Source organism: Mesorhizobium sp. B2-2-3 (assembly GCF_006442405.1).
Classification (GTDB): domain Bacteria; phylum Pseudomonadota; class Alphaproteobacteria; order Rhizobiales; family Rhizobiaceae; genus Mesorhizobium.
This window is the reverse complement of the sequence record NZ_VFWC01000010.1, coordinates 118199-132903: the sequence shown is the minus strand read 5'-3', so window position 1 is coordinate 132903 and position 14705 is coordinate 118199. Positions and strand designations below refer to the sequence as shown.

General features: G+C 62.7%; 20 protein-coding genes. 5 read left to right on the top strand and 15 right to left on the bottom strand.

Annotated features, from left to right (window positions below; translation table 11 throughout):
- Positions 1–8: 8 nt before the first annotated feature.
- Both FJ951_RS19780 and FJ951_RS19775 read left to right on the top strand, forming a co-directional pair.
- Entirely contained in the window at positions 9–323 is a 315-nt protein-coding gene (locus tag FJ951_RS19780; RefSeq protein ID WP_140496005.1) for a hypothetical protein, read from the top strand.
- Between the two features lie 170 nt (positions 324–493).
- Complete coding sequence (locus FJ951_RS19775) at positions 494–1132, top strand: MBL fold metallo-hydrolase (protein ID WP_140496004.1); 639 nt, start codon at positions 494–496, stop codon at positions 1130–1132.
- An 87-nt stretch (positions 1133–1219) separates the two neighbouring features.
- On the opposite strand, the gene FJ951_RS19770 is transcribed toward FJ951_RS19775, so the two are convergent.
- The 3 genes from FJ951_RS19770 to FJ951_RS19760 all read right to left on the bottom strand — a co-directional run bounded on the left by FJ951_RS19770 (position 1220) and on the right by FJ951_RS19760 (position 2580).
- The gene (locus FJ951_RS19770) at positions 1220–1642 is read right to left on the bottom strand and encodes a BA14K family protein (protein ID WP_140516874.1); all 423 of its coding nucleotides are present in this window, start codon (positions 1640–1642) and stop codon (positions 1220–1222) included.
- 190 nt (positions 1643–1832) lie between these two features.
- Positions 1833–2045, bottom strand: coding sequence for a cold-shock protein (locus FJ951_RS19765; protein ID WP_006202521.1), 213 nt, complete (start codon positions 2043–2045; stop codon positions 1833–1835).
- A 322-nt stretch (positions 2046–2367) separates the two neighbouring features.
- Positions 2368–2580 (bottom strand): cold-shock protein, encoded by a 213-nt coding sequence (locus tag FJ951_RS19760; RefSeq protein WP_006202520.1) that lies wholly within the window; start codon positions 2578–2580, stop codon positions 2368–2370.
- Between the two features lie 581 nt (positions 2581–3161).
- On the opposite strand from FJ951_RS19760, the gene FJ951_RS19755 reads away from it, so the two are divergent.
- A complete protein-coding gene (locus FJ951_RS19755) occupies positions 3162–3566 on the top strand; it encodes a Kazal-type serine protease inhibitor (protein ID WP_140516872.1) in 405 nt (134 codons plus the stop codon).
- A 78-nt stretch (positions 3567–3644) separates the two neighbouring features.
- On the opposite strand, the gene FJ951_RS19750 is transcribed toward FJ951_RS19755, so the two are convergent.
- The 5 genes from FJ951_RS19750 to FJ951_RS19735 form a co-directional block, all read right to left on the bottom strand.
- Positions 3645–3869, bottom strand: a complete 225-nt coding sequence (locus FJ951_RS19750; RefSeq protein WP_140496001.1) for a hypothetical protein — start codon at positions 3867–3869, stop codon at positions 3645–3647.
- 89 nt (positions 3870–3958) lie between these two features.
- Positions 3959–4096, bottom strand: a complete 138-nt coding sequence (locus FJ951_RS28505) for a hypothetical protein (protein ID WP_181165218.1) — start codon at positions 4094–4096, stop codon at positions 3959–3961.
- Positions 4097–4138: 42 nt separating this feature from the next.
- Positions 4139–4420, bottom strand: coding sequence for a hypothetical protein (locus tag FJ951_RS19745; RefSeq protein WP_140496000.1), 282 nt, complete (start codon positions 4418–4420; stop codon positions 4139–4141).
- Positions 4417–4686, bottom strand: a complete 270-nt coding sequence (locus FJ951_RS19740) for a hypothetical protein (RefSeq protein WP_140516870.1) — start codon at positions 4684–4686, stop codon at positions 4417–4419. Before FJ951_RS19740 ends, FJ951_RS19745 begins: the two co-directional genes overlap by 4 nt.
- A gap of 168 nt (positions 4687–4854) precedes the next feature.
- On the bottom strand, positions 4855–5061 hold the full coding sequence (locus FJ951_RS19735; protein ID WP_140495998.1) for a cold-shock protein: 207 nt from the start codon (positions 5059–5061) through the stop codon (positions 4855–4857).
- A 425-nt stretch (positions 5062–5486) separates the two neighbouring features.
- On the opposite strand from FJ951_RS19735, the gene FJ951_RS29030 reads away from it, so the two are divergent.
- On the top strand, positions 5487–5609 hold the full coding sequence (locus FJ951_RS29030; protein ID WP_263487657.1) for a hypothetical protein: 123 nt from the start codon (positions 5487–5489) through the stop codon (positions 5607–5609).
- Positions 5610–5796: 187 nt separating this feature from the next.
- Positions 5797–7431: a sulfotransferase gene (locus tag FJ951_RS19725; protein ID WP_140516866.1), complete on the top strand. Its 1635-nt coding sequence runs from the start codon at positions 5797–5799 to the stop codon at positions 7429–7431.
- 51 nt (positions 7432–7482) lie between these two features.
- Here FJ951_RS19725 and FJ951_RS19720 read toward each other — a convergent pair whose 3' ends face one another.
- From FJ951_RS19720 to uvrB, 7 genes are all read right to left on the bottom strand, one after another.
- Entirely contained in the window at positions 7483–7836 is a 354-nt protein-coding gene (locus FJ951_RS19720) for a DUF1428 domain-containing protein (RefSeq protein ID WP_140495995.1), read from the bottom strand.
- Between the two features lie 113 nt (positions 7837–7949).
- Positions 7950–8375, bottom strand: a complete 426-nt coding sequence (locus FJ951_RS19715; RefSeq protein WP_140516864.1) for a glyoxalase/bleomycin resistance/extradiol dioxygenase family protein — start codon at positions 8373–8375, stop codon at positions 7950–7952.
- Positions 8376–8529: 154 nt separating this feature from the next.
- The gene (locus tag FJ951_RS19710) at positions 8530–8712 is read right to left on the bottom strand and encodes a hypothetical protein (protein WP_140516862.1); all 183 of its coding nucleotides are present in this window, start codon (positions 8710–8712) and stop codon (positions 8530–8532) included.
- Between the two features lie 129 nt (positions 8713–8841).
- The gene (locus FJ951_RS19705; protein ID WP_140516860.1) at positions 8842–9150 is read right to left on the bottom strand and encodes a HigA family addiction module antitoxin; all 309 of its coding nucleotides are present in this window, start codon (positions 9148–9150) and stop codon (positions 8842–8844) included.
- Between the two features lie 27 nt (positions 9151–9177).
- Positions 9178–9456, bottom strand: a complete 279-nt coding sequence (locus FJ951_RS19700; RefSeq protein ID WP_140516996.1) for a type II toxin-antitoxin system RelE/ParE family toxin — start codon at positions 9454–9456, stop codon at positions 9178–9180.
- A gap of 64 nt (positions 9457–9520) precedes the next feature.
- Positions 9521–11047, bottom strand: coding sequence for an ABC-F family ATP-binding cassette domain-containing protein (locus FJ951_RS19695; protein WP_140516858.1), 1527 nt, complete (start codon positions 11045–11047; stop codon positions 9521–9523).
- A gap of 416 nt (positions 11048–11463) precedes the next feature.
- Positions 11464–14625, bottom strand: a complete 3162-nt coding sequence (gene uvrB, locus FJ951_RS19690; protein ID WP_140516856.1) for an excinuclease ABC subunit UvrB — start codon at positions 14623–14625, stop codon at positions 11464–11466.
- Positions 14626–14705: the final 80 nt, after the last annotated feature.

The following is a 14705-nucleotide window of genomic DNA, read 5'->3' as shown; positions in this document are numbered from 1 at the left end:
CTGGTAAGATGGACATGAATACGCTTCTTCCGATCATCGTTCAGATCATTACAGGCATCATCGGTGGTCAGGCGGTCGGCGCGGCGATCAAGACGGCGGCGCTGGGGCAGCTTCCCAAGATCCTGGGCGGCGCCATTGGCGGCGTCGGCGGCGCGGCGATCCTCGGCAGCCTGCTCGGCGGCACAGTCGATCCGGCAGCGGCTGCGGCAGCGACGAGTGGTCTGGGCAGCGCGCTCAACCTGCAGAACATCGTCGGCGGCGCCGGCGGCGGCGCGATCCTGACCGGCATTATCGGCGCGGTCATGGGCGCCATGAAGAAGTAAGCCTGCGATCTCGGGCTGGCCAAATGGGCGGCTTCGGCCGCCCATTTCTGTTTCCAGAGCGCGCCGCATGAATGCGTTTCGACGCGACGCGCTTTGGAACGACCGATCCCAAGGGTGGACGCCCTTCGCTCGCGCCTCTACATCACGGCGAGAACATCGAAAGGACGATCATGGGTCAGCTCAATGCCGGCATCGTGCCGGTCACGCCTTTCCAGCAGAATTGCACGATCCTGTTCGACATGGACGACAAGCACGGTGTCGTCGTCGATCCGGGCGGCGATATCGACAAGGTGCTGGCGGCGCTGAAGGACAATGCGATATCGGCCGGCGCGATCTGGATCACGCATGGTCATATCGACCATGCCGGCGGCGCGATGGAGTTGAAGGAAGCGCTCGGTGTCGAGATCATCGGCCCGCACGAGGCCGACAGGATGTTGCTCGACAATCTTGAGAACCAGGGCGAGCGCTATGGCATTGCCGGCGTGCGCAACTGCGTGCCCGACCGGTTTCTCACCGAAGGCGAGACGGTCTCGTTCGGCTCGCATCTCTTCGAGGTGCTGCATTGCCCCGGCCACGCGCCCGGCCATGTCGTCTATTACAACCGCGCGGCCAAATTCGCCCATGTCGGGGACGTGCTGTTTCGCGGCTCGATCGGGCGCACCGACCTGCCGGGCGGCGATCATGCGGCACTCATCGCCTCGATCAAGGACAAGCTTTTGCCGCTCGGCGACGACATCGGCTTCATCTGCGGCCACGGTCCGGGCGGGCGTTTCGGCGAGGAGCGGCGGAGCAATCCGTTTTTGACGTGAAGCGCGTCGCGCCGAAGCCGGTGCCGGCTTGACAAAAAAGCGCCGGCCTTGCGGTCAGCGCTTTTGTTGAGGCAGGGAAGCCCTTGATCAGTTAGCGGTGCAGAAATGCTGCTCGCCGTCATTGCCGGTGAAGGTGCCGGTGCGGGCGTTGAAGGTGCGGTACCGGTCAGAGCAATAGTCGTACCAGCCGCGCGTCCACGGTTCGGCATAGCGGTCGGCGTAGACCACTTGCGGTTCGGCATAGTAGCGGCGGACCGGCGCCGGGCGAATCCGCACATCGCGATCGTAATAGCCATCATCGTAGTAGTCGCGGGGCGGCGGCTGCTGGTTGGCCAACGCACCGCCGATCAGCGCGCCGGCCGCGAGGCCGAGGACGCCGGCGGCAATGGCATCGCCATGGTCATGATGGTGGCGGTGACGCCAATCGCCCGCATTGGCCGCGGGCAAGGCCGCGAACGTGGTGGCAACCACTGCGGCGGACAGCACGGCTGTCTTGAAAATTCGGTTCATGTCGATCTCCTTCGTGCCGGCCCGTAAGAATTCCGGGGATGCGGTCCGGCTTTACGAAAGATTAATATGAGACCGTGGCTGAACGGGGGCTGAACGAATTTTTGCCTGACCGGAGGGCACGGGCATCAACTATCGAACGCTCCAGGGAGCGAAGCTGTCCTGCCAGAACAGCCGCCGTTCCGGAGCAGGCTCAGCCGATCGACAGGTTGACGGCCTTGGGACCCTTGCCGCGCTTGTCAGGCTCGGTGTCGAATGTCACTTTCTGCCCATCCTCAAGACCGGGAAGACCCGACGCCTGCACGGCCGAAATATGAACGAAGACATCCTTCGCGCCATCATCCGGTGTGATGAAGCCGAACCCTTTGGCATGGTTGAAGAATTTGACGGTGCCGGTCTGCGGCATGGGAAGCTCCTTTGATCCCATAAACTCCAGTCTCGGGCCGGCAAATGCCCGAATGGAAATTTGTCCTTTATTTTAGCGTCATCGGCAAGAGAAAGTTTTGCGGGCACTTAAAGCGCGTCGCGCTTTAAGTTTTCATTATGATGCATGTCGTTGACCCGACACCGGATCCACTTTGGGGCGACAGCATTTTTGCTGCGCTGCGACATGAAAAAGGCGCGACGAAAATCGCCGCGCCTTCAAAATTCGTTTGCCTCTTCCGAAGTCATTCAAGCTTCGGAGCCTCAGTCGCACGGCCAGGAAGGGCGTGCTGCTGGCCGATGGCTCAGGCGGCGCGGAGGTTGACGGCCTTGGGGCCTTTGCCCATCCGATCCGGCTCGACGTCGAAGGTGACCTTCTGGCCGTCGACGAGCGTGCGCAGGCCCGAGGCCTCGATCGCGGAAATGTGGACGAATACGTCCTTGGCGCCACCGTCGGGCGTGATGAAACCGAAGCCTTTGGTCGCGTTGAAGAATTTAACGGTGCCGGTCTGGGCCATTGGGGAAACTCCTTCACCCGTTCAGTCTTGATGGTCCTGCCCGCCACCTCGCGTCGAGGGCAGTTCCCGGTGGTAGCTTTCGGCAGTCATGCATTGGCGCATGGTCAAACCCCCCGCCGAAAAACGGGGCCGTCAGAGATTCACAGTATCGGGGAAAGGTCGTCCAAAACGTTCCGCTCTCCGGGTCGCAAATGCCCGAACACGGAATTTATCGCACGGAAAAGTGAAGGTTGCAAGATAGCGCCGCGGGCCGCCCCCGATGGGCGCGTCCCGACGCATGAATCGACCAATCCGAGCATCGACGCGCCGCAAATAGGCCTCGTTGCCTGAGGGGTCATCGGCCACAGCCCCGTCACGCATGGGCCAGCGGCGGCGACGGCTGGCGGTGCGAGGCGCCGGGATAATCCAGGCGACGTTCTTTTTAGCAGCCGGCTGCAAACGAGGGTTGCAATCGGCGATGGAATGCGGAGGATCGCAACAGCGCGACTGGTTTGAGCCTTTGCTTCGTGAATATCATTGTCCCGAACAGCTGCGTATTTGGAGCGGCACGCAGCGAGGCGAGGATCGAGGGAGAGACGATCATGAGGTTTCTTGCGGCAATCTTCTCGCGACAGGGTTTTGTCGTCCTGTTCCTGTCGGCTGTTCTTGCCGCCTGTACAGTGGTCGTCGACGACGGCCCGGGACCGCGGCCACGGCCGCCGCGGCCGGGACCGCAATTCTGCACCAAACAGTACGAGCCCGTCTGCGCCCGGCGCGGTGGCGACCGCCAGACCTTCGCCAATGCCTGTCTTGCCGACCGGGCGGGTTATCGCATCGTGCGCGACGGTCCCTGCCGTGACGGCGGCGAGGGTGGCGGCGAGCAGACTTTCTGCACCCGCGAATACGCGCCGGTCTGCGCCCGGCGCGGCGGAGAGTTGCGAACCTTCCCCAACGCCTGCGAGGCACGCGCCGCCGACTACCGCATCGTTGGCGGGGGCCGCTGCTGAAAGGCCGGGTGTTCGTCTTTTCCGCACCTTGGGAAAACGCGGATGCCGTCTAAAACAAATTTCGGGGACGTGTGACGGTCACAACGCGGATGGATAAGCGCCGTCGGCCGGCCCGGAGTAAAGCTCGCTGCCGTGCTCATCGCAGATGCGCACGCGATCGGGGATTTGCGGCATTGCGAGCGTATGGAAGAGCGCGGTGGCGCCCTGCCAGGCTGCGCGCAGGGTAGGGGCTTCCAGCGACACCTTGTCGAGCGTCGCTTCCTCGGCTTCGCGCGATCGGTAAAACTCGATGACGAAATTCAAGGACGCCTCCATGATGCGTTGTTCCGCCAGGGAGATTCTCCGGCAGGAGATTCTGCGGCAGGGATGGGCGCGGAAGAAGTCGTCCGCGATCAGCTCTTCGATTTCGGCTTCAGGCCGCTCTCGGCCTGCTTGACCGACGAGCCGAACGGGGAGGCGGGCTTGGCCACCACCTTGTCCTTCTTGGGCTTTCGTGTTTCGCGGTTGCTGCGCTGTTGACCCTTGGCCATCTTGTCTGCTCCTCGTGCTGGTGGTCTGGCGGCGCCGGGGTCTCAGACCGCCGGATTGTTGCCAACAGTCGGATTGTCACCAATCGGATTGTCGGCTGGTTCGAGATTGTCTTCCGTGGTGACCCGCTCGTGGGTCTCCTGCTCGCTGCGGATGCGGTACTGCGGGGAGCCGTCCTTGACCGGCAGCCTGCTCTTGATCTCGAACAGTTCCGTTGTCTTGTTGAGGAGCCCTGTGCGGCTCTTCATGCGCACGGTCTGGCCGACGGCGAAGAGATGCGAGGGCGTGTCGGTGCGCGGACGCGCATTCTGCTGGAAACGGATCATGCTGCATTCTCCCTGTCGCGCTTCAGCGCTGTTTCGAGGTCCAGGTAATCGATGGCGACGAGTTGACTGGTGGTCGGGTTTTTCACCGCCCTTGCCGGCAAATGGATGAAGGTGGCGACGCGGCGCCAGGCAAGCCGCGACATGCCCTCGATCAGCTCTTCGTCGTGATCGATGTCGTAGTCGCCCGCCGGCAGTTGCCCTTCCAGCCCGCCGAGTACGAAAGGAGCCATGAAATGTGCGACGGAATGGGTCGTGCGGTCCGGCATTGTCCTGCCTTGATGTTTTAAGCCCTGTGGCGACATGCGAGGCGGAGAGCCTCAAAGCAAAAAAGCGGGGACGAGCCCCGCTTTCCTATTTCCGGCAATCGCTGGAAATAAGCCATTTTCGAGAGCTGCCAGTACATCCGTGGTCAGCGGTCATCGAATTCGGCCGGATCAGATCAGTTGCAAATTGGCGGCCGACTCGCGGCCCTTGGCATCACGCTCCAACTCGAATTGCAGCTTCTGGCCTTCGGCGAGGCCAGGAAAGCCCGCGCGTTCCAATGCGCTGACGTGGACGAAAACGTCCTTGCCGCCGTCGGTTGGTTGAATGAAGCCAAAACCCTTCTGGCCATTGTAGAATTTCACGGTTCCGGTGTTCATGGGTGTCTTTCGAAGAATGAGAACGGTCGCGGAGCAAATGCGCCGCGCTGCCGATATCGATGATTTGGAGTGAGATTGGCGGGTCGAGAACCTCTGACGCCGCGAAATGCCAATTCTGGCCCAAACGCTCATATATATGTAGCTCGACTTTGCATGGTTTTCAAGAAGATTTGGAAAAATAAGTAAGCCAACGGAAAAAGATTGCTGCGTTCATTTGAAAAACTCTGCTATGGTTTGATGATATTTTCCAAAAATTCTCAAAAAATCATTTTGGGGTCCACTCCCGAAATTTGCGTTTTATTTCTCCAAAAAGGACAAAAACCATGGTTTCTGCGAGAAGCTCAAGAGGTAATACCACAGCGATCAACCCGCCCATCAGGCCGGCCACCGCATATGCCGTCGCCATCGGGCGTACCGGCAAACCTATGATCGTCAAGTCGGCGCGGCTGACCGTCAGGAGCGACGAGGCTGAAAGGCGGACGATCGCCGATACTGACGGAACGGTTCGGCGCGCCAGGCAGACGGCCGAGACCAACCGGCTGATTTGATCTTGTCCGCGCCGATGGCAAGCGCAAGAAACCAAGCAAAGCCTTGAACCCGCCGCGCCAATGGCCTAGATCGCGGCAGGCGGACAAACACGGCAGGTTTCCCATTAACAGAGATCAGAGACGAGCGGCGGGTGCTGGCGCCAACTCCGGCTCGGGCGGACAGCCGCCGTCGAGTCTCGACCAGCATGTGCAGAGGGCGCTGCAACTGCATCAGGCGGGGCGGCGGCAAGAGGCCGAGGCGCTCTATCGGCAAGTGCTGACGCACAAGGTCAACCATGCGGCGGCTGCGCATTTTCTCGGTCTTTTGCTGCACCAGACCGGGCGCAGCGCCGAGGGGCTCGGTCTCCTCGAGCAATCGGTGCGCTTGCAGCCGAAGAATCCGGATTTCCTCAACAACCTCGGCACGGTGATGCGCGATCTCGGCCGTGTCGCGGCGGCCGCCGACTTCTTCCGCGGCGCGGTGGCGCTGCGGCCGGACCAGCTCGCGGCGCGCGACAATCTCGGCTCGTCACTGAAACAGCTTGGGCAGTTCGAGGGCGCCGAGGAGATCTATCGCGGCACGGTCGCGCGCAATCCCTTCCATTTCCGCGCCCGCATCGGGCTTGCCGAAACCTTGCAGGAAGCGGGGCGCCTGGACGAGGCGCTGGCCGTCTTTCGCGAGGCGCTGTCGATCCGTCCGAAGGACGCCGAACTGCTGCACGGGCTGGGCGTCGGGTTGATGGAAAAAGGCGAGCTCGACGAGGCGGCCGAGCTGTTCCGGCAGGCGCTGGCGGCCGATCCCGGCATGGCGCGCGCCTGGCTGATGCTGACGCAGGTCAAGCGTCAGAAGGAGCGCGATGCCGAATTGACCGGGATGGAGGCCCAGCACGCCAAGGCGCTGCCGGACAGCCTGGCGCGCATGCAGCTTGCCTTCGGCCTCGGCAAGGTCAATGACGATCTGAAGGATTATAACAGAGCCTTCGACTATTTCGCCGAAGGCAATGCCATCCGCCGCAAGGGCATCGACTACGACGCGGAAAGGACACGCGCCGAATTCGAGGCTATGAAAACGGTGTTCGACAGGGATTTCTTCCAGAAGCACAGGCCCAGCGCGATCTCCGACGATACGCCGATCTTCGTCGTCGGCATGCCTCGTTCGGGCACGACCCTGGTCGAGCAGATCATCGCCAGCCATCCGCAGGTCTACGGGGCCGGCGAGCTCGGTATCCTGAAGACGGCGGTCGGCAGGCAGTTCCCGGCGACCATGCCCGGCGGCTTCCCCTGGGGCGTTTCGGATGCGCCCGATACGGATTTTGCCGAGGCGGGACGCGCCTATCTCGACATGCTGCATGCCCGCTATCCGCACATGCGCCACGTCACCGACAAGATGCCGGGCAACTTCCTGCTTGTCGGCTTCATCCACATGATGATGCCAAAGGCCAGGATCATCCATTGCGCCCGCGATGCGGCGGCAACCTGCCTTTCGATCTACAAGGTGCATTTCCGCGGCGACAGCCACCGCTACGGCTATGATCTGGGCGAACTCGCCGATTTCCACAATCTCTACACGGACATCATGGCGCATTGGCACAAGGTGCTGCCTGGCGTCGTGCACGATGTGCGCTACGAGGATTTCGTCGCCGACCAGGAAGGCCAGAGCCGGGCGCTGATCAACTATCTCGGGCTGCCATGGGACGATGCCGTGCTGTCGTTCCACCAGACCGACCGGCCGGTGCGCACGGCTTCCGCCGCGCAGGTGCGCCAGCCGATGTATCAAGGCTCGGTCGACCTGTGGAAGCGCTACGGCGACAGGCTGAAGCCCCTGCTGGACAGACTGGCTTAATGCGGCTCGGCATTTCCGGCGGAGCGCTCCCGCTCCGCCCAAGTGCGTTGCCTACAATTCCATGAACGTCTGGAATCCGCCGAAGATCATGCGCTTGCCGTCGAACGGCATTGTCGACATATCCGGCTGCAATCGTGGATCGGCCATCACCTTGGCCATGACCGCGTCGCGGTCCTGCCTGGATTTGTAGACGATCCAGGAAAAGATGACGACTTCGTCGTCCTTGGCCTGCACGGCGCGTGGAAACGACGTGACCTCGCCATAAGGCACATCGTCGCCGACGCACTCGACATAGGCGAGCGCGCCGTGTTCCTTCCAGACGGCGCCGGCGGTGTTGGCCAGCTTCTTGTAATCGTCGAGTTTTGCCTTTGGCACGGCAAGCACGAAACCGTCGACATAGGACATGGCAATCTCCTTGTTTGCTGCATCCGGCGCCGGGCCGGCAGGGATGCGACCCGGGGCAGGTGGGCGCGCACTTCTCGCCGAGAGTGCTGACGCCCGCTATCGAATTGCGACGGTTATTGCTCCACTGGAGCGTTCATCGCCCATGCGACTCCGAAAGGGTCCTTCACCTGGCCCCAGCGGTCGCCCCAGAACATCACCTGCAGCGGCGTCACGATCTCGCAGCCGGCGTCGACCGCGCGCTGCCACCAGCCGTCGATCTCGTCGCTGCCGAGATGAAGCTGGAGCGTATAGCCCTGCGGCGCCTGGTGCGGGTGGCCGTGCTCGGGATAGGCGTCGCCCAACATCAGCGTCGAACCGTTGATGTGAAGATGGATGTGCATGGTGCGGTCTTTTTCGTCCGCAGGGTAGAAAAAGACCTGCTTGGCGCCGAACGCCTTCTGGTAGAATTCGGCAGCCTTGAAGGCGCCGTCCACCTGCAGATAGGGGGTCAATCCGCCGAGCACTTTCGCCTTGGGCTGCACAGGGGTCTGGTCGGTCATTGCGTGTTCCTCTTCACGTTTGATTTGGCCTTGCGGACCATAGGACGCGCGAGGTGACGGCGGTCCTACATGGGCTTGAAATTTTTCTCGAGGGCCGGGCCCGGACTGGCCGGGCGACCGGAGAACTCAAGCGATAGATGCATGGCTCGGCCGCTCATATGACCTTGGCCGAGACGGCGGCTGAGCGGCGGCTGTTCTGCGCGTCGAAGAGCTCCGGAAAGCCAACGTCCTTGCGCAGTTCGACGGGCAGCGAAAGCAGGATGCGCTCGCTACGATGGCGGGCACGCGCCGCCGCATATCGGGTTGCGATGCGGCCGATGGAGGAAAGGACGGACATGATGCATTCTCCCTGGGTTGGCGCCGGCATCATCGTGTCGGCATCCCAAGGACGAGGCAGATTCAGGCGATCCGACAGGTCGTCGTTTTTTTTCTCGCAGCGTTTAATTTCTCATTCGAGCGCCACGGCCTACGCAACCTTGAGCGTCGGAATAGCCGAAACATCCACCTCACGTTCGGCATGCCAGGCATCGAAAGCTGCCTGCATGCGAAGCCAGATCGCGGCCCCGTCGCCGAACAGCTTCCCAAGGCGGGCGGCTACAGCCGGTGAAACCGGCTTCTTTTCGCGGATGATGTCATAGAGCTGCTGCCGGGAGATGCCGAGCAGCTTTGCAATTTCCACCTTGGTCTTTCCAGTTGCCGGGATAATGTCCTCAAGCAGCGCTCCCGGGTGGGAGGGACAGCGCTCGATAGGACGCGTCGGCTCGTGCACGCTCATAGGTCGAACTTCTCCAATCTGGCCGCCTCAGTGGTATTGCTCGAAATCGACGCGGGCGGCGTCTTTGCCGTCGAATTCAAACGTGATGCACCACGGGACGTTGACGTGGACCGTGTAACGGATGGGATCGAAGCCTCTCAGCGCATGGAAGGCAAAGCCAGGAAGGTTCATCTCCTCCGGCTTTTCTGAAGCTTCCAGGCGGTCAAGCCGGACAAGAATGCGCTTGTGCATCTTGGCGTCGATCTTGCCGGTTTTCCTGGTTTGAAAGAGCTCTGACAGGGCCTTGTTCCTGAAAGACTTGATCATGACGTATGTAAACAGATCGCTTACAAGATTCAAGGACCTGTAAGCGGATAATTTACAATCCGATCTATCCCGCCCCCTCAGCCACTGAGCGGAAGAACTCCTCGGGATCGTCGACTTCGGTCAGCCGCCGCCTCTCGATCAGCCAGAAGCGGTTGCCGATGGCACGGATGAAGGAGCGATCGTGCGAGGCGAGCACGCAACTTGCCTGGTGCTTGAGCAATTCCTCCTCCAGCGCTTCCTGGCCGTCGATGTCGAGATGGTTGGTCGGCTCGTCGAGCAGATAAAAATTCGGATTGGCGAGCCTCAGCGCCAGCATCATCAGCCGCGCCTTCTGGCCGCCGGACAGCACACTGATCCTGCGTTCCTGCATCTCGATGCCGACGCCGGCGCCGGCAAGCAGAGAGCGGGCGCGCTGTTCGCCGACATCGTAACGGCGCGACACCATCGCCAGTGGCGTATCGTCGCCGCCGATGCCGGACAGCGCCTGGTCGCTGTAGCCGAGCACCGTCGACGGCGTCACCTTCACGTTCTGAACCGTGTCGGGTTCGATAATGGCGTTGCGGATCAGCGTGACGAAGCGCGACTTGCCGACGCCGTTGCGGCCAAGCAGCACGATGCGGTCGCCCTGGCAGATGTGGCGCTTGCCGGTCCTGAACAAGAGCGTGCCGTCGGGCGTTTCCACCGCCGCGTCGTCGAGCGTGATCAGCACCTTGGCGTGCGTGCCGCGATTGGCCAGCCGGATCGCCCCCGCCGATTTCTCGTGATGCGCCGGGGCCGCCGCGTCCTCAAGTCGCTCCGCGCGCTGCTTGAGCTGCTTGGTCTTGACCGTGAGAAGGTCGCTGCCCGAATTGATGCCGATATTGTTGAGCTTGGCAGCCTGGCGTCGCAATTGCTGCGCCACCTTCATGTCGCGCTGGAATTTTCGCTCGGTCGAGGCATCGACCTCATCGAGGGCCTGCCGGGCGCGGGAGTAGGGAAGGGAAAACACCGGCGACTGGTCCGGGCGCAGGAACAACGTGCGGTTGGTGGCGGCGTCGAGAAAGGCGCGGTCGTGGCTGGCGATCACCACCGGCACCTCTCGCGGTAGCGCGTTCAGCCAAGTTTCGAGCTGGCTGATGCGGGCAAGGTCGAGATGGTTGGTCGGTTCGTCGAGCAGCAGCATGTCGGGATCGGTGACCCAGACACGCGCGATCAGTGCCAGCCTCTGCCAGCCGCCGCTCAGCGCCTGCATCTCTCGCTCGCGCATCGCCTCAGGGACGTCGAGCGAATCCAGCACCACATTGACACGCCATAGTTCGCTTTCGGCTTGCTCGGGCGGCAAAGCGTCAGCCACCACCTGATGAAAGCTGCGGCCAAGCAGGGCAGCAGGAACGGACTGCTCGACATGGCCGACGCGTAAGCCGCGCGTGCGGGTAATGTCGCCGGAGGTCGGCTCCATCTCGCCGGCCAGGCATTTGAGCAAGGTCGACTTGCCGCGACCGTTGGCGGCAACGATGCCGAGCCGGTCGCCGCTGCCGATGGTGAGGTCGAGATTGAAAAAGAGCGGCGCACTCATCGTGACGCCGAGGGATTTGAGGCTGATCAGGGCCATGTCGATTTCTCTGGTCTATCCGGAAAGTCCGGCTCAATGCACTTTGTCAGTGCGCAAGCGGCCATCAGGCTCGGCAATGCGCACCACGAAGGGCAGACCAAAAAATCGAAGCGGGAAAAACCCGGACCGTCCCTGGTCAGCCCTGCAAGCAAGCTCGCAGGGCGGAAATCGGGCCACGCTGACGATGGTGATCGATAAACACGCAGCACTCCTTTCAAGACGTTTGGGTGTGGGGACTGAGTACACCAAAGGTCATGCGCTGGGCAAGAGGAGGGTAGCGTCGAGCGGGGCGCTGAAGCTGCCAATCTCCCCACTCGCGGGGGAGATGTCCGGTCCACCCTCCGCAGCTGCAGCGCAGCTGCTGCGGAGGACGGGCAGGACAGAGGGGGCGCCGTCCCGCCGGCCTTTCGAACGAACTACTTTCCGGGCCGTCCTGTCTTCGCGGGCCGGCGCTTTTCGCGGCGGGCGTCGCCGGGGTCTTCATAAGAACCAATGCCGGCGCGTTGGCGCACGACGGGTTTGTCCTCGCGTTCCTTCGCGCCCCCGTCTGTCCTGCCGGCCCCAACAACGGGAGAGATCGGCTGAGGCTTCGCCGGCACTTTTCCCTCGACCGGTTTCTCGGTGCGGCGCACGGTCATCTCGTCGAGAGAGTTTTTCTTGAACAGCGGTTTGGTCGGCTCGCCGGGAATGCCGAAATCCGAGCCGTGTGCTTCGGACGCCGATTGTTTCTTGAACAGCGAGCGCGACACGGCACCGGCCGGCGTCGGCATGTCGGTGCCTGGGCCCATGTCGTCGATCGACGGTTTGGCGAACAGGGGCTTCTTCACCGGCACCGCGCCATCGGCGCCCATCTCGTCGAGATCGGGCTTGCGGAAGAGATTGGGCCGGGCAGCCTTGGCTGCCTCTTCGGCGGCGCGTGCTTCGTCGAGCTTGCGGAACCGCTCCTGTTCCTCCGATGTACGATGCCTGGCCACGCCCTTGTTGTGCTTGCCTTTTTCGCGGCCCGAGACCGGGCTTTCCATATCGGCGTATTTGGCCAGCGGATCATCGGAGATCGACATCTCCATCTCACGCAGCCGCTTGATCTCGTCGCGAATGCGGGCCGCCTTCTCGAAATCAAGGTTGGCGGCGGCGTCGCGCATCTGCTTCTCAAGCGCGTCCAGATGGGCCTTGAGGTTGTTGCCCATCATGGCGCCGGCGCTGTCGGTGAACTGCGAGATGTCGGCGCGGACATGGTCCTTCTCGTAGACCGAATCCAGAATGTCCGAGATGCGCGACTTGACCGATTCCGGCGTGATGCCGTTGGCGGCGTTCCACTCCATCTGCTTTTCGCGACGGCGATTGGTCTCGGCCATGGCGCGTTCCATCGATCCGGTGACCTGGTCGGCATAGAGAATGACCTTGCCGTCGACATTGCGAGCGGCGCGGCCGATGGTCTGGATCAGCGACGTCTCCGAGCGCAAAAAGCCTTCCTTGTCAGCGTCGAGAATGGCGACGAAGCCGCATTCGGGAATGTCGAGGCCTTCGCGCAAAAGGTTGATGCCAACCAGCACGTCGAAGGCGCCGAGGCGCAAATCGCGCAGGATTTCGATACGCTCCAGCGTGTCGATATCGGAGTGCATATAACGCACCCGCACGCCTTGCTCGTGCAGATATTCGGTCAGGTCCTCGGCCATGCGCTTGGTCAGCACGGTGACCAGCGTGCGGTAGCCGGCCTTGGTCGTCTCGCGGATCTCGCCGACGACGTCGTCGACCTGGGTCTTGGCCGGGCGCACCTCGACCGGCGGGTCGATGAGGCCGGTCGGTCGGATGACCTGCTCGGCGAACACGCCGCCGGACTGCTCCATCTCCCAGCCGCCGGGGGTTGCCGAGACAGCGACCGAGAGCGGGCGCATGGCGTCCCATTCCTCGAAGCGCAGGGGCCGGTTGTCCATGCAGGAAGGCAGGCGGAAGCCGTATTCGGCAAGCGTCGCCTTGCGCCTGAAGTCGCCGCGATACATGCCGCCGATCTGCGGCACGGTGACGTGGCTTTCGTCGATGAAGACCAGTGCGTTGTCGGGGATATATTCGAACAGTGTCGGCGGCGGATCGCCCGGCTGACGTCCGGTGAGATAGCGCGAATAGTTCTCGATGCCGGCGCAGGAGCCGGTGGCTTCCAGCATTTCCAGGTCGAAGCGGGTGCGCTGCTCCAGCCGCTGCGCCTCCAGCAGGCGGCCGGCGCGCTCGAGCTCGACCAGACGGTGCTTGAGCTCTTCCTTGATCGACTTGATGGCCTGGTTCAGCGTCGGGCGCGGCGTCACATAGTGCGAATTGGCGTAGATCTTGACGCTTTTCAGCTCGCCCGTCTTCTGGCCGGTCAGCGGGTCGAATTCGGTGATCGCCTCGATTTCGTCGCCGAACATGGAGATGCGCCAGGCGCGATCCTCAAGGTGGGCCGGGAAGATCTCGATCGTGTCGCCGCGCACGCGGAACGAGCCGCGCACGAAATTGATGTCCTGGCGCTTGTATTGCTGGGCGACGAGGTCGGCGAGCAGAGCGCGCTGGTCGAGCCGGTCGCCGATCTGCATCTGGAAGGTCATAGCCGTATAGGTCTCGACCGAGCCGATACCGTAGATGCAGGAGACCGAAGCGACGATGATGACGTCGTCGCGTTCGAGCAGCGAGCGCGTCGCCGAGTGGCGCATGCGGTCGATCTGCTCGTTGATGGAGGATTCCTTCTCGATGAAGGTGTCGGTGCGCGGAACGTAGGCTTCCGGCTGGTAATAGTCGTAGTAGGAGACGAAATACTCCACCGCATTGTCCGGGAAGAATTTCTTGAACTCGGAATAAAGCTGCGCCGCCAGCGTCTTGTTCGGCGCCAGGATCAAGGCGGGACGCTGCGTCTCCTCGATCACCTTGGCCATGGTGAAGGTCTTGCCCGAGCCGGTGACGCCCAGCAGCACCTGCGTGCGGTCGTTGTTCTGGACGCCCTCGACAAGGTCCTTGATGGCGGTCGGCTGGTCGCCGGCCGGCTCGAAATCCGACACCATCTTGATGGTGATGCCGCCTTCGGACTTTTCCGGCCGGGCAGGCCGGTGCGGCGTCCACAGCACGCCGTCCTTGTGCAGCGGATTGCCGGATTCAATCAATGCCGAGAGAGCCGCCACCGTCGCTGTCACGCCGCTCGACGTCATCGTCTCGGCTTCCTCGAGCGAGACGTCGAGGCCGGCGACGGGATTGAGGCCGGCCGCCGCGCGCTCGCGGGCTGTCGCCGCGCCGCCCATCGAGGTGCCACGCGCCGTGCGCCCGGGCGCCGCGGAGCGCTCGGGGATCTTCTTCGACGGCTTCGGCGACTTGCCGCCGTCCTTGCCGGCCTGGCGCCCTTCGCGTTCGGCTTCCTGCTCGATCTGCTCGGCCCAGTCCGCGACCGAACCGGTGAGTGGAGTGCCCGACAATTCGGGCTGCGGCATCTCGGCGAAGCCGCCTTTGTGCAGCGGTTCCGAGGCGTCGAGGAAATCGGTCAGCGGGCTGCGCCGCTTGGGCGCGGCGCGGTCGTCATTCGCCGTCGGCGGCGTTCTCTTTTCGGTGGATTTGGCCATGTCCGGAATATGGGAGGTCTTGGCGAAAATGGAAAGAGCGCGATCAGCCGAGGCGCACCGCCAGATGCAGCTCCTGACAG

Coding starts and splice junctions, on each gene's coding strand:
- FJ951_RS19780 (WP_140496005.1), top strand. CDS start 9: ATGGACATGAATACGCTTCTTCCGATCATCGTTCAGATCATTACAGGC.
- FJ951_RS19775 (WP_140496004.1), top strand. CDS start 494: ATGGGTCAGCTCAATGCCGGCATCGTGCCGGTCACGCCTTTCCAGCAG.
- FJ951_RS19770 (WP_140516874.1), bottom strand. CDS start 1,642: ATGAACCGAATTTTCAAGACAGCCGTGCTGTCCGCCGCAGTGGTTGCC.
- FJ951_RS19765 (WP_006202521.1), bottom strand. CDS start 2,045: ATGCCGCAGACCGGCACCGTCAAATTCTTCAACCATGCCAAAGGGTTC.
- FJ951_RS19760 (WP_006202520.1), bottom strand. CDS start 2,580: ATGGCCCAGACCGGCACCGTTAAATTCTTCAACGCGACCAAAGGCTTC.
- FJ951_RS19755 (WP_140516872.1), top strand. CDS start 3,162: ATGAGGTTTCTTGCGGCAATCTTCTCGCGACAGGGTTTTGTCGTCCTG.
- FJ951_RS28505 (WP_181165218.1), bottom strand. CDS start 4,096: ATGGCCAAGGGTCAACAGCGCAGCAACCGCGAAACACGAAAGCCCAAG.
- FJ951_RS19745 (WP_140496000.1), bottom strand. CDS start 4,420: ATGATCCGTTTCCAGCAGAATGCGCGTCCGCGCACCGACACGCCCTCG.
- FJ951_RS19740 (WP_140516870.1), bottom strand. CDS start 4,686: ATGCCGGACCGCACGACCCATTCCGTCGCACATTTCATGGCTCCTTTC.
- FJ951_RS19735 (WP_140495998.1), bottom strand. CDS start 5,061: ATGAACACCGGAACCGTGAAATTCTACAATGGCCAGAAGGGTTTTGGC.
- FJ951_RS29030 (WP_263487657.1), top strand. CDS start 5,487: ATGATCGTCAAGTCGGCGCGGCTGACCGTCAGGAGCGACGAGGCTGAA.
- FJ951_RS19720 (WP_140495995.1), bottom strand. CDS start 7,836: ATGTCCTATGTCGACGGTTTCGTGCTTGCCGTGCCAAAGGCAAAACTC.
- FJ951_RS19715 (WP_140516864.1), bottom strand. CDS start 8,375: ATGACCGACCAGACCCCTGTGCAGCCCAAGGCGAAAGTGCTCGGCGGA.
- FJ951_RS19710 (WP_140516862.1), bottom strand. CDS start 8,712: ATGTCCGTCCTTTCCTCCATCGGCCGCATCGCAACCCGATATGCGGCG.
- FJ951_RS19705 (WP_140516860.1), bottom strand. CDS start 9,150: ATGAGCGTGCACGAGCCGACGCGTCCTATCGAGCGCTGTCCCTCCCAC.
- FJ951_RS19700 (WP_140516996.1), bottom strand. CDS start 9,456: ATGATCAAGTCTTTCAGGAACAAGGCCCTGTCAGAGCTCTTTCAAACC.
- FJ951_RS19695 (WP_140516858.1), bottom strand. CDS start 11,047: ATGGCCCTGATCAGCCTCAAATCCCTCGGCGTCACGATGAGTGCGCCG.
- uvrB (WP_140516856.1), bottom strand. CDS start 14,625: ATGGCCAAATCCACCGAAAAGAGAACGCCGCCGACGGCGAATGACGAC.